Here is a 14,378-nt window from a genome sequence, read left to right as displayed (position 1 = left end):
TCAAACATATAACAAAATCTAATCAGTACTAGAAGGGTTTTCTTTTACAAACTGCGATAGCTATGCTATTAACTAAGTCAATTTATATAGAACTAGAGTAACAATAGCATAATGACTACAGTCGCAATAATACAAGGCACGGCATTGCGTTTAGCCATTTCCATAGGGTTAATACCTGCAAGTCCTGCAATGATGATACCTGCCCCCGCAACAGGACTCATACTACGACCGATACCAGCACCGATTTGAGCCATGGATCCAAGTTGCATAATACCATAACCAAAGTCTGCAGCATGAGGTGTGACAGCACCGTTAAAGGCAAGGGCTGCCGCATTACCAGAACCAGAGATAACCGCCAATAAGAACGGACCAAAGGCTGCCCCGATTTGGGCGATTTGTTGAGAGTTCTTCATTCCATCAATAAGGGCACTTGTAAGTCCAATGAGCTGCATCCCTACTGTAAAGCATGCTGCTGCAGCCATAAGGCCCACTACATCACACATACCATCCCCAGTACCGCGGAAGAACTTCTTAACAGCTTCTGCCACATTAGGACGCACGGCAATGATACCAATAGCAGTACCGATAAGCATGGATACAGGAACGGAGATTTCTGGGATCACCGCTACTTGTTTACTACCTAATACAAGTAATACAAGAGGAATAATTGGAATAATTGCATAGAAATAATTTACTTTGAACTCTTTGCCTGCCTCTACGGTGTTGTTTTTCATTACATATCCTGTATGTTCCTTCTTAACAATGGCCACAATATTGAGCAAAATAGCAGCCACTACGATACCAATAATGGCTTGCATGGAGAAGCTAGCAATAACTGTCATTACGTCTACTCCCGCCAGTTGTGCCACTTGAGGGTTAAACATAAGGCCTGGGCTCAAGGAGCTCCCCCATGTGCCTAAGAAAATAGCAGAACCAGCCATTGCTGGATGTACTCCAGAACGAATGAGGGCCGGAATCAATAGCGCACCTACGGCCGCCGCACAGCCTGCCGCTGTAGGTAGTGCAATGTTGATTAAGAATGTAATAATAACGGCACCTGGGATGATGATTTTAGTCATCTTTTTAAGCCCTGCAGAAATGAAATACACCATATGCTCCGTACATTTTGTATATTCCATAACATAGCTAAAACCTAACACCGTACAGATTGTAGGCACAAGGCCTGGATTTGTAAGTTCTTTCACAAAGGCCGTCGTACCAGCTCCAAGGTTTCCCCCAATAAAGCACATCAATAATCCCGATAATAATAAAACGAGCCTTGTTTCAAACTGTTTAATAATAGCGATAAACGTCGCTACTACGATAACAATACCTGTAATAACCATAACTCTCCTATCCGTGTACATAGGATGCAAGATAGCTATATCCCCTCTATAAACACTTTACATCCAATACACAACTAACAATACTAAATACAATAGTCCTATCTATGTCTTACACCTAAGAGGCCTAACTATAATAAAATAATCACTTAAATATATACAGTATAATCATATATCTATATAACTACTTATCTATATAGAAAAAAGTATATTAAACAAGCTTCGTTTCTTCCAAGCTAAGTTTTCTAAGCACCTTATCAAGTACCTCTGCACCCGTTACAATATCATCCATTTCAGCAAATTCTGCAGGATTATGACTGATGCCGTCACGGCATGGAATAAAGATCATTCCCGTCGGAACTACCTCCGCCCAATGCATCGCATCATGACCGGCACCGCTAGGCATTGTCATGTACTCTACACCAACAGACTTAACAGCCTCTTCGATTTCTCGAATCATCGCCGGGTGCATCTCCACTGGATAGTCCTGTGCAATTGTTTCAATTGTATACGATAATCCACGTTTCTCGGCAGTAATGTCAATAAATTCTTTAACAAGAGTAACTACAGAATTACGAGCTGCCTTAGATATGCTACGAATGTCTACCCCTAGCTTTACAGCACCAGGAATGACATTCATCGCCCCTGGTGTAACCTCCACAACGCCAACAGTTCCCACCACGGGTGGTTCCTCTTGCATAGATGCAATCTCCTCGATGCCGAGGATGATTTTTGAGGCCCCACATAGAGCATCATGACGCAAGTTCATCGGCGTAGCTCCACTATGATCGGCATTGCCCCGAATGGTCACATAGAATCGCTCTGGCGCTGCAATACCAGTTACAATGCCAATCGTTTTCTGTTCGTGCTCCAGCACCTTGCCCTGCTCGATATGAATTTCTGTGAAAGACTTTACAGGTCGTTTATATGCCATTGTTTCAATCCCATCGGGGTTTAAATTACGACCTTTCAAGGCTTCGTACAAGGAAATTCCTTGTTTATCCACCAATCGGTGTAAATCTTGTAATGTCAATTCACCGCGCATGGCCTTACTACCTAGAGTAGCATTCCCAAAGCGACCAGATTCTTCGCACATAAAGGACACCACAGCTATAGTATGATCATGTTCATAGCCATCGTCGGTCATACCACGAATAACTTCAATAGCAGATAACACACCCACCACACCATCGTAATTGCCTCCATTGGGCACGCTATCTGTATGAGACCCCACCATAACAACTGGTAAATCTGGTTTCTTACCAATCTTATAGCCAATGACATTACCAAAATCATCTATTTCAACGGATAAACCCGCATCAGTCATGCGGTCTATAATATATTGCCGTCCTGCCCAATCTGCATCGGTGAAAGCAAGGCGATTAATGCCCTCACCAGGAGCCGTCAATTGGGCCATAGCCTCAAAATCTTTAACCAATCGCTCTCGTTGAATCATGTAACACCTCACAATCTATTACATCAATGACTGACAAACCATATGATGCTAGTACATAAAGCTTATTTTAAATAGTGAGCTGCAATAGTACCTAATGCAACGATACCATTTAGCATATCTTCTTCATCGATATCAAAGAGCGGATTGTGATGTGGCGCTTTAATAGCAGAACCCACAACCATATAGGTCGCTCTACCGCCTCGCTCGATGACACGGTTCAAGAAGTACGCACAGTCTTCACTACCGCCACCGCTGTAATCGAAGGGAACCTCTTTAAAGATCCCAAGTGGTTCCACAATAGATTGTACTTCACGAGCTAAATCGTCGCTGATGCGACCTGCAGGAGTTTCACCTTGTTTTGTGATTTCAAAGGTACAATCATGCATTTCTGCGGCACCTTTAATAATAGTCTTAGACCGTTCAATCATGTAGTCATTGATTTCTGTCGTAGCACCACGAGTTTCTAGTTTAAGAACCGCCACATCAGGAGTCACATTGCGGCCTGTACCGCTTTCAAAAACACCTACATTCATGCGAGAAGCGCCTTGACTATGACGAGCGATGGCTTGTAAGTTAAGAACTGCTGTACAGTCGGCGAGCATTGCATTTTGTGCCTTTTCAGGGGAGCCACCAGCATGAGCAGAATAACCGTGGAATACCGCATCAAGTTTTGTAGTGGCTAAGAAGCCATGATCGCTACATGCAAAGCAATTGGATAGATTTTCGTTAAACCCAATATGCATGCCAAACATCAAATCTACATCATCCACAACGCCGGCTTCCGCCATTGCTTTAGCACCGCGCACGCCTTCCTCTGCTGGTTGGAAAATGAGTTTAATAGTACCTTTGAATTCTTCCTTGTGCGCAGCCAAATATTCAGCTAAGCCTAGCCCCATCGTCATATGTGCATCGTGACCACAGGCGTGCATCGCCTTATCATGACAAGAACGGAAGCCTCCCTTTGCGGGTACATGGTTATCCTCTTTAGCTTCAATGACATCATTGGAGTCCATGTCTACACGAAATGCTACTACGGGACCTTCGCCACCGAACTTCATAGTTGCGACAATGGCCGTTTTACCGTGGCCCATCTTTTCTACAAGTTCAGGATTAGCACCTTCTTCGATGGCGCGATCCATAGCAGCTTTCATAACCTCATCACTAGGCAATCCCATGCGAGAATCTAAATCGAGTACATCCGCCCCTAACGCCACATCATAGCCCAAAGAAATAAGCGTATCCGCCACCTTCGCAGCAGATCGATACTCAAGCCAAGCAGGCTCAGGGTACATATGAAAGTCGCGACGCATAGCGATTAACGCATCGCGTCGTTGTTGCACAAAATCTTTTACAGACATAAATACCTCCTTAACAAACTAATAATCACGTATACATTTACTATATGAATTGATATGTAAATAGTCAACTAAATGGCGCATGTATACAGTATCTAAAATATACTGTATGTTACAACAAAAAACACATATACCACGAAACGACTTCTGTGATATATGTGTTCTTCTTGATGTTTTCCTGTCGACATATTTTATTGATATATTTATATTGATGTGTTCTTATCGATTTATTCTAATATTGTTTTATTCAGTTTTGCCAGTACTTCTCGTTTAATAGTTCGTTGTCTATCCCAAGCGATGATAACAACGGTAGCAATAATCATAGCCATACCAATTAGTCCTAATAGACTAAATTCATTTCCTAAAAAAGCCCACCCAAAGAAAGCCGCCGAAATAGGCTCTATAGATGACAAAATAGATCCTGGTACGGCCCCAATTCGTTTAACCCCTTCTAAATAGGCATTGAAAGATACTATCGTCCCGAGAAATATGACATTAAAACAACCAATAACAGTCCATACGTCCCACACTGCATATGAGTTCGGTTGATGAAATAATATAGCGGCTACAATACCGCTAATGAGCATCCCGAATCCTACAATAGGTAAGGTACCATATTTGTAGAGTAAATCAACAGGAGAAATACTATATACAGCTACACCGATAGCAGATAAAAGGCCCCATACGAGAACCATTAGAGGGAAGCTTTCAATAAAAAGGCCATCATCATTGCCCATCAAACAAATGGTCCCCACTAAAGCAAGTATAACAGAAACCATCTCGCCCTTGGATGGTCGTTTACCATAACGAACCAGCAGATAAATAATAATCATAGATGGCGCCAGATATTGTAATACCGTTGCAATGCCAGCTCCCGCTAAAGCAATGGATCTGAAGTATGTATATTGACATAAGGCCATGCCAAATACGCCAAAAACAATGAGTCCTAGCGTATCCTTTACACTATGAAATACATTAAAGACGGAATTTCCAAATCTAAACCATGCATAAATAACAGTTAGTAAACCTGCTGTAATCAATCGCATAGTTACTAGCCATTCCAAATTCATATTTCTGAAATTGCTTAAGAACTGTACGGATGCACCTGATACACCCCATAAAACAGCCCCTAATAGGGTTATAATAACACCAATAACTTCATATTGTTTCATGCTAGTCACCAAGCAAAGATACGTGAACTTTCACAACCACCTTACGGATTTTAATAGGTTTATCGTTTACAGCAAGCAAAGGCCGATGAACATCAGAGGGGAAGAATACCGTGTAGTACCCTTCTGGGCAATGGATTTGCCCTTCATCAACAGCTTCATTAGGATAGAAATAGCAATCTCGATCCGGATAGGACTCCACAGGTTTAACGAAACCTTTATCTACGAAAAAGCCCATGTTTTCCTCGCCGTTCACCATAAATTGAATATCTACATAATTACGATGCGACTCCGGTTTTGTAGCTTCAAATAGTTTTGTTTCTACATCGTCTACGTTAGCATACATCATGTCGCCCTCAATGGCATGACGCCCCCCAGGCAACGCTTTCAAATCTGTATTTTTCAAGAAATCCAAAGCCCGCACAATGGCTTTAGGATAGCCCATTTTTGTATAATCTGCGGTAATACTAGAGAAAAACATACACAATCCTTTCACAATATCTATGGATATGGCACCACAATAAACCAATTATATTACCTTTTATGTTAGCACATATATACATAAAGAACTAGCTATTCTCTTATGTAAAAGCCCTCCATACGCTACATATATGGAGGGCCTCAGTAAAATACTATTCAAATTTATGACTTTCGTCAATTATTACGCTATGAAATTGTTACAGTATTAAATTGTTACATTATGCAATTGTCTATTCAGTTGTAGTGATTCAAACTGTATTAGATACAGCATGTGGCCATTACCTTATTCTTGGGTTTTATGAGCAGCGATAATTTCTTCCGCTTGCTTATGTGGAACCTCTTCATAGGTATAGAACTGACGGTTAAATACGCCTTGTCCTTGTGTAATGGAGCGCAATGCAGTCACATAATCGGACATTTCAGCCAATGGTACTTGTGCTTTAACAACGGAAATACCTGTTCTTTCACTTTGTTCCATGCCTAATACACGACCTCGACGGCTATTCAAATCACCCATGATATCGCCCATGAAAGCATCTGGTGCAAACACGTTGACTTCATAGATTGGTTCTAATAGGACTGGTTTCGCCTTAGGAATCACATCCTTGATAGCCTGTGACGTAGCTACTTTAAATGCTAACTCTGAGGAATCTACGCTGTGGTAAGATCCATCCAAGAGGGTCACTTGCACGCCAATCATAGGATATCCTGCAATTAGGCCTTTATCTAGGGTTTCTTTGGCACCCTTTTCCACTGCTGGTATGTATTGTTTAGGTACAGCACCACCAAAAATTTTGTCTACGAATGCAAATTCGCTACCATCATATAATGGATCCACTTGAATCTTAACGTGACCATATTGACCATGACCGCCACTTTGTTTCTTATATTTAGACTCGGTTTCAGCAGAGCCTTTGATAGTTTCGCGGTACGGAATATATGGAGTCACAAGTTTAGCTTGTACGCCGTATTTACGGTCCATTTTGTTGAGGATATGCTCGAGATGTACCTCGCCCATACAATCAATTTGTAATTGGCGAGCTTCAGCATTTTTCACTACTACGCAAGTAGGATCTTCTTCCGCCACTTTAAGAACAGCACTAGCTAATTTTTCCTCCTCACCTTTTTTTACTGGCTCCATAGCCACTGTATATAAAGGTTGAGGGAAACGAATAGCATCGTATGTCACTTTAAAGTCAGGAGCCGTTAATGTATCGCCGGTCTTAGCATTGGCCAATTTCGGTATCACTACGATATCGCCAGCTTTAGCAGCGGATACAGGGATTTGTTGCTTCCCGATAAGGGTAACCATCTTGCCCCATTTTTCTTCTACACCTTGGTTCACATCAAAGAGGCGATCCCCTTCTTTCAGTTCACCAGAGAAGATACGTACAAAGCTTTGTTTGCCTGCGAATGGGTCTAACAATGTTTTAAATACGAATGCAGTTAATGGTTTATCTACATGTACAACACATTGTTCGCCGGTTTCCGCATCAGTTGCGGTCATCACTTTTTTAGTTGCATCCGGCATGTAACGGATCATACGATCCAATACTTGATCTAAGCCAATACGAGATGTGGCACTGCCACACATGATTGGGCACACACGGCCACTAATCATCCCTTCACGCAAGCCTTGGCGGATTTCCTCTAAGGATAATTCTTCGCCTTCTAAATATTTTTCCAACAACTCATCGCTACCTTCAGCCGCGGCTTCTACGGTCATTTCCCGAATTTCTTGAGCCTTTTCGATAAGGTGAGCTGGTACAGCGACCTCTGTTGGTTGGCCGTCCTTATAAGTAAACGCAGTCATTTTTGCTACGTCTACAACGCCTTCAAAATCGGCGCCTTCACCGATAGGAATCTGCAACGGCATGATGCCTTTGCCAAATAATTCCCGCATTCTTTCAATAGTACCGAAGAAATCAGCACCATCGACATCCATTTTATTGATAAATGCCATGCGAGGCATTTGTAATTCAACTGCATAATCCCATGCGCGAACTGTGTCAGTTTCTACACCAGATGTGGAGGATAGCACCATCAACATGCCATCACAGGCACGCAAAGCGGCACGAACTTCGCCATGAAATTCATTATAGCCTGGAGTGTCTATGAAGTTAACCTTATGGTCATGCCACTCACATGGCGCCATGCCCAATTGAATAGTTACATTACGTTTAATTTCTTCCGGTTCAAAGTCCATAATATGTTTATTATCTTGACCTTTACCTACGAAATCAACCGCACCAGAAGTTAACAACAAGGATTCAACAAGAGCTGTTTTACCCGCACCATCGTGGGAAACAACAGCAACGTTTCTAATTTTATCACTACTGTACTCTTTCATTGGAATCGCCTCCTTACTGGCAAATTACGGCTTTTGCTAATACACTTCGACACTACAATAGAAAAATCCTCTTTTTCTGAGAAAAATTTCTCCAAAAAGAGGATTATATAATTCTTCAATCTATTATTCGACGAATAAAGACTCAAATTTACCAATAAGGACTTAGAAGAGTACCGTATCCGTACAGAGTATAACTAATATTGCAATACTAGTCATCTATAGTTTCGACGACTGTCCTCCTATTCCTAAAGAATTTTAGTATTTCTATGTTTATAATGGAGTTAAAGATCTATTAATAAAGCTTTATTCGTAAACCTATATATAGATGGGACTAGTGCCCTCACAAAGTTATAAAAAAGACGGTCTGTACTTGTGCAGCGACATCAGGAACGGGGAGCAAGCAAGTATAGACCGTCTTTTTTAATTAAGTTGTCGTTATGTAACGGGGCCCCATCTATATATAGGCAATACTAAGTACAAAGATATAGTCAACTAAATAATTTAGTTCGAACATAGAATACTAAAATTCTCCCGTCCGTTTGCCGTAGTGTTTAGAGTCCCCATTTTGTTTCCAACCCACTGTATCACCGATAGACATTACGCGGCGTGTCAAGCAGTCTTTACATTGTTCTGCATTGTCGTCTACGCATGGCTTGTTATCGTATAGCAAATATTTTGCACGGTGTTCAGGAATGGTGATGATAGGCATAAGGATATTCGCCCCTGCGGCTAAACCTTTTTCGCGGCCTAGTTTATCTAGTGCTTGTAACGCCGTCGTAGCTGCAATGTTTACGTCTTTTAAGAATAAACGAGTCAATGCAATCATCTTGAGTCCCAGTTGAACACGGCGCAATTTACCTGCTTCATCATCGATACCCATAGCCAAGGCTTCTTGACCTAGAGGCGTATCATGATGCACTACATAAGGACCCATGCCGATCATATCAATATCCATATCGCGATAGAACAAGATATCGTTCACAAGATCTTCCTCGGTTTGACCAGGTAGGCCAATCATAACGCCTGTACCAACTTGGAAGCCGACGCGGCGTAAACGACGTAAGCATTCTACGCGCGTCTCAAAGGAGTGCAATTCATCACGAGGATGAATTTTATGGTATAAATCTATATTAGTTGTTTCAATGCGTAATAAGTAACGACTCGCACCGGCTTCACGCATGCGGCGGTACGCCTCTTCGCTTTGTTCCCCTACACACATCGTTATGCCAAGAGAACCATCACCGATGGCTTTAATGTCGCGAATTAAATCCACAACATAGTCTACAAAGGCATCATCACAGCGTTCACCAGATTGGAGTGTAATGGAACCATATTCATGGTCGTATGCCCACTGCGCCATCTTGATGATGTCTTCGCGATTCATATCAAAGCGTTCCGCCTTATCGTTTTCTCGGCGGATACCGCAGTAATTACAATTCTTAATGCATCGGTTCGAGAACTCGATGAGGCCACGATAATACGCTACAGGCTTTACGTATCTTGCCTTTACTTCGTAGGCCTTTTTATATATTAACTGCAACTGTTCTTCATCACTTACAGACATGAGAAATCTTAGTTCCTCCTCGGTCAGCCATTCATCGCCGACAAGGTCTTTTGCAAGAATGTCTTGCACTTGCAAACAATCACTTCCTTTCATAACGAATCGTCATCGATTCGCTTGGTATGGTAATGGATTTAATGTCAGTGACACAGGTAAATCCATTGATTTCGCGCGGCAAGTCCCGCACATGTTTCACTTGTCGGGTTAAACATTCGTGAGCCATCACACCTCGACTCATTTTGGAGGACGTACTCATCTGCTTAAACGTATCGCCCCGTAATTCCCAAAATTCAACGGTTACCACCTTCGGATGGTTCACCATTTTTGCATATTCTTTAGATGCTAGGTTTAGGATCCAATCTTCCTTGTGAAAGTATGTATCCACTGCTTCACGCCATGTATCGTATAAATTAACGCCTACCTTATCAACCATATCGAGTCGATAGTCGCGCACACCCATATTAGGTTCAACGACACCGTACAACGCGGACATCACAACGAGGTGGCTTTCACCAAAGGTCTTGGCTTTATCAGATAAGTTCGACCAGTCCAAATATTTGAAAGCAATACCATCGTAGCTTTCACAGGCACGACCTACGGGATGGGACTCAAAGTCCTGGTAAAAATCAAAGACAGCCTGTGCCTTATCAGCCTTTAGCTTTAGCACCTTTCCAAGAGCTCCTACATCAAGAGATTGTACATGAGTTATGATCTTTTTCGTGATGTTCGGCTGAAATTGGCTGTCTCGGACTGCATGATGTACTGCCTCATCATTTCTAGCAACATCGGCAATCGTTTTTGTCTTACTAGGAGAGAGGACGATTTTCATGAGATAATTCCGCCTTAATAGATTCCTCTGTCAAATTATCGATCAATTCTGGGTTCCACAACATGAGAGGCACCGCCACTACGTGGCTTGCTTTCAATTCTTTACATAATTTAATACATTCTTTGAGATAATTAGAATCTTCATCTACAAGGTCGCATACGATAACCACGTGACGCCCTTTAAGGTTTACACCTTCATAATCGATACTTTCAGCAGATACTGTAAGCATGCCTGTTTCCAAGCGGCCTTCGCTCATGTCGTTCAAACGAGACATCAATACATGCTCAAGCATAGTAGATACAGGTGTCACTACGCGACCTATGCCGATAAGAGCCTCAGGTTGTGCATGAACGATAACCGTTTTCTTCCGTTTATCTGTTCTGAACTCAATAAGAGCTTTTTCTAAAGTGCCAAAAAATACGAATAACTGCCAAGGATCAAAAGAGCCTGTTTGGAACATATCGATAACAGAACCATCCTCATCCATATTGAGGCGCGTCAATAACTCTTCAGCAATGTCGTTAACCACAACACTAAAATCAGATTGTATTGTCTCTTGCACTTTGATTTCCTTTGCCATTAGGGCCTCCTAGTTTTCATATATCACACTGCTAAGGAATATCCTCAACAGATATTATATTAATCTTAATTATACTATCTTTAATTGTACCATATTTTATACCCCTCTTGGGTATTCAAAGATACGCTTTTCACATAATAGATACGTTAGCAACATGACAAAAGGACCGCCATAGCGGTCCTTTGCATTTTAATTTTGTATTCTAATATTATACTCTAATATTGTACTCTAATATTGTACTCTAATGCTGTATTCTAATTATGATTTTATAATAACCCTTTTGGTAACTAACAAAGAATATTCTATTAGCCTACAATCAATAAGTAGATATTCATGATCGTAACGATGATACCTATGCTCCATAAGAGAATATTTGTAAATTTACGGTTTGCGTATTCTCCCATGACCTTGCGGCTACTCGTCATGTAAAGTTGTAAGAAGATGGTGATTGGTAATTGCAAGCTCAAGAACATTTGAGAGAACAATAATGCTTGGAAGGAATCTGTAATAAACACGATCAACAATAATGCTGGAACATATGTTAGTGCCAAGCCTAATCGCGTATGGAAGTCTTTCATATCGTAAGACTCGCCAAACATTCCTGCAAAGATACTTGCCCCCGCCATACCTGCCGTAGCAGATGAGGCAAAACCTGCAAATAACAATGCTATTGCAAAAATAATACCCGCTGCGGGTCCAATGAGTGGTCGCAACAACTCCTCAGCCTGTTCAAGCTCTGTTACTTCAATACCATGAGCAAAGAAGACAGCCGCCGCCAATATAATCATGGCAGAGTTAATCATCCACCCAATCCCCATAGATAACAAAGTATCGAGGAATTCATAGCGCAACTGCCGTTTCATAATCGCTGGGTCTTGTGTATTAAACTGGCGACTTTGGATGATTTCAGAGTGTAAAAACAAGTTATGAGGCATAATTACAGCCCCTAATATACTCAAAATAACGAGCATCGATTCATTAGGAATATTAGGATCCACCCAACCGATACCAGCCGCTGCCCAATCTACGTTGACCATATTTACCTCAACGAGGTACGCCAATGCGATGAGGGATACAAAGCCAGCAATGATTCGCTCTAATTTACGATAGGAGTTCGTAATGAGCATGACCGTACAGATAAGAGCCGTCAAAATGCTGCCTATCAAGATAGGAATACCAAAGAGCATCTTCAAGGCGATAGCGGCGCCAATAAACTCAGCCAAGGCTGTCGCTGCCGCCGCAATTCCTGCCGTGCTAAGCACAAAGTGAGATGCATAACGCGGTAAGAATTCATAGGCACATTCCGACAAGCATTGACCGCGTACAATGCCTAAATGTGCCACATTATGCTGTAATAAAATGAGCATAATCGTAGATAGTGTGACTACCCACAGCAATTCATAACCGTAACTGGCGCCAGCTGCCAAGTTGGCGGCCCAGTTTCCCGGGTCGATAAATCCAACGGTTACGATTATACCAGGTCCTATATATTTAAAGACCTCACTTACCTGCTGCTTACCGTTTTGATGGGCAGTAAACAACTGTTTCTTTAAAAAATTAATCATTATAACCCCTTACTAAGAGTTATAGAGTGAACGTCATCTCCGTCTGCATACGAGCATCTGTTTTGGACTTTTTATCCTTGGAATCAGTGTAACGAATACGCACTTCATTATTTACCTTAACGCGAGAATCATCAATTTTGAATTTCTTCATTTTTTCTTTGATTTGTTCATCTGTTAAAGCACGTTCTTCCGGTTTCGCTACTTCATCACCCGCCTTATCAAGTACCTCTTGTTGTTCCTTAGATACTTGAGTCTTACCAGATTTCTTAGCCTTTTCAGCTCGTTTTTCGTCTAATTTTTGACGGCGCTCTTCAGTAGTTTTCTTATCGCGAGCAATACGGTAATCCATTACATCACGCATATTTTCTTGGTAAATACGCAATGCATATTCCCGATCATTTTCGTTCATTTGCTCACGTTTTTCTACAACCGCATCAATAAGTGGCATGAGTTCATCCTTCGTATAGCTAGCGCCATCAAAAGTAAAACCATATGTATCTGTAATAGCTCCGTGTTTAATCAATGTTTTTAATGCCGTATACGTCCAATCATTAGGCGTAATAACATCTGAGCGCACATGATGTTGTGCTTTGCTAGAACTACTAACAGTCTCTACATCAGCACTCACTCCATCCACCATAGGACGTGCACTTGGAATGGCAATACTTTCAGCATGACTAAAACCTATAGACGCAACGAGGCACAATGCACCAATGCCTAACGCTCGACGGATACGATTCATTTGACGTGTATGTTTTGTATTCATAAGAGTCTCCTTAAAATTACATTTTATACAATCTATTATATGAAACCCCTAGACATACGTCAACTCTATACCCTTACACACCTGTGTCATTCAATACTAATAAGGCCTTGGACTCACTCGAGTCCTCACGATTTTTAGGCCTATATAAATAATATAATAAATCACTATATTATACAAAAAGACCCCACATCGGGTGATGTGGGGTCTCTACATGGCGGAGGATTAGGGATTCGAACCCTAGCGACGGTAACCCGCCCTAACGATTTAGCAAACCGTCCTCTTCAGCCTCTTGAGTAATCCTCCATGCTTTACTGAGTAATCATATCATACCCAATAAGGCATTGTCAATTGTCTTATTTCAACATGGATTCGATGAACCAGATTTGTTTTACATAGTATGCAACGTGGTCTTCCATCATGCTCACGAGCAAGAAATCACCTTCTTCATCAGCGGCTGCACGAATTGCTACAGCTTGATCTTTCATGTATTTGAAATCTTTAAGAAGAATATCAATTACCTTTGCTTGAGGGATATCTTCTTGACCAAGTTCTTCGATTTTAGTCAATTTTGCGTATTCTGCAGAATTTACCAATGGGAATTGACCTTGCATTTTTACATGTTCTGCTACTGCATCAAAATATTCAAATGCTTCATCATAAATGAATTCCAAGTATTCATGAATAGATTTGAATTGCGGACCAGTTACATTGAAGTGTAAATTATGTAATTTTACATTCCACACGGAAAGATCTGCTAAATATTGATTTACTTGTTGTACGTTTTTCATAATAAGACTCCTTTTTCACTTAATTCTCAATTATAGTTTATTCTAAAACCAGAACAAACACTGTTGGCTTCTACGCCATCAATTCGTTTATTTAATTTATAATCAATATTGATTATGTTTATATTCTACCAATAAT

At 41.2% G+C, this 14,378-nt stretch carries 12 protein-coding genes and 1 tRNA gene; all 13 read right to left on the bottom strand.

All coding sequences use genetic code 11. The annotated features are described in order from the left end of the window. Positions 1-92: 92 nt before the first annotated feature. Positions 93-1,346, bottom strand: a complete 1,254-nt coding sequence (dcuC, locus tag Q7O55_RS01950) for a C4-dicarboxylate transporter DcuC (RefSeq protein WP_303927901.1) — start codon at positions 1,344-1,346, stop codon at positions 93-95. 208 nt (positions 1,347-1,554) lie between these two features. Beyond that, positions 1,555-2,799, bottom strand: coding sequence for a M20 family metallo-hydrolase (locus Q7O55_RS01945; RefSeq protein WP_303927900.1), 1,245 nt, complete (start codon positions 2,797-2,799; stop codon positions 1,555-1,557). 62 nt (positions 2,800-2,861) lie between these two features. Next, entirely contained in the window at positions 2,862-4,157 is a 1,296-nt protein-coding gene (locus Q7O55_RS01940; protein WP_303927899.1) for an amidohydrolase, read from the bottom strand. A 224-nt stretch (positions 4,158-4,381) separates the two neighbouring features. After that, positions 4,382-5,326: a DMT family transporter gene (locus Q7O55_RS01935; protein WP_303927898.1), complete on the bottom strand. Its 945-nt coding sequence runs from the start codon at positions 5,324-5,326 to the stop codon at positions 4,382-4,384. A 1-nt stretch (position 5,327) separates the two neighbouring features. Next, positions 5,328-5,804: a YhcH/YjgK/YiaL family protein gene (locus tag Q7O55_RS01930; RefSeq protein WP_303927897.1), complete on the bottom strand. Its 477-nt coding sequence runs from the start codon at positions 5,802-5,804 to the stop codon at positions 5,328-5,330. Positions 5,805-6,086: 282 nt separating this feature from the next. After that, the gene (gene fusA / locus Q7O55_RS01925) at positions 6,087-8,153 is read right to left on the bottom strand and encodes an elongation factor G (RefSeq protein ID WP_021147620.1); all 2,067 of its coding nucleotides are present in this window, start codon (positions 8,151-8,153) and stop codon (positions 6,087-6,089) included. A 520-nt stretch (positions 8,154-8,673) separates the two neighbouring features. Then, entirely contained in the window at positions 8,674-9,810 is a 1,137-nt protein-coding gene (hydE, locus tag Q7O55_RS01920) for a [FeFe] hydrogenase H-cluster radical SAM maturase HydE (RefSeq protein WP_303927896.1), read from the bottom strand. Then, positions 9,797-10,543, bottom strand: coding sequence for a YaaA family protein (locus Q7O55_RS01915; protein WP_303927895.1), 747 nt, complete (start codon positions 10,541-10,543; stop codon positions 9,797-9,799). Before Q7O55_RS01915 ends, hydE begins: the two co-directional genes overlap by 14 nt. Further along, positions 10,521-11,123, bottom strand: coding sequence for a hypothetical protein (locus Q7O55_RS01910; protein ID WP_303927894.1), 603 nt, complete (start codon positions 11,121-11,123; stop codon positions 10,521-10,523). The genes Q7O55_RS01915 and Q7O55_RS01910 overlap by 23 nt, the downstream gene beginning before the upstream one ends. A 305-nt stretch (positions 11,124-11,428) precedes the next feature. Continuing rightward, entirely contained in the window at positions 11,429-12,688 is a 1,260-nt protein-coding gene (locus Q7O55_RS01905; RefSeq protein WP_303927893.1) for an Nramp family divalent metal transporter, read from the bottom strand. A 19-nt stretch (positions 12,689-12,707) separates the two neighbouring features. Then, positions 12,708-13,454: a hypothetical protein gene (locus tag Q7O55_RS01900; protein WP_303927892.1), complete on the bottom strand. Its 747-nt coding sequence runs from the start codon at positions 13,452-13,454 to the stop codon at positions 12,708-12,710. A 212-nt stretch (positions 13,455-13,666) separates the two neighbouring features. After that, positions 13,667-13,757: transfer RNA gene (locus Q7O55_RS01895), tRNA-Ser, on the bottom strand. 50 nt (positions 13,758-13,807) lie between these two features. Further along, a complete protein-coding gene (locus tag Q7O55_RS01890; protein WP_303927891.1) occupies positions 13,808-14,242 on the bottom strand; it encodes a DNA starvation/stationary phase protection protein in 435 nt (144 codons plus the stop codon). Positions 14,243-14,378 lie beyond the last annotated feature (136 nt).

It is taken from the genome of Veillonella parvula (assembly GCF_945949885.1).
GTDB lineage: Bacteria > Bacillota > Negativicutes > Veillonellales > Veillonellaceae > Veillonella > Veillonella parvula_B.
This window is presented reverse-complemented; position numbering and strand designations above follow the sequence as displayed.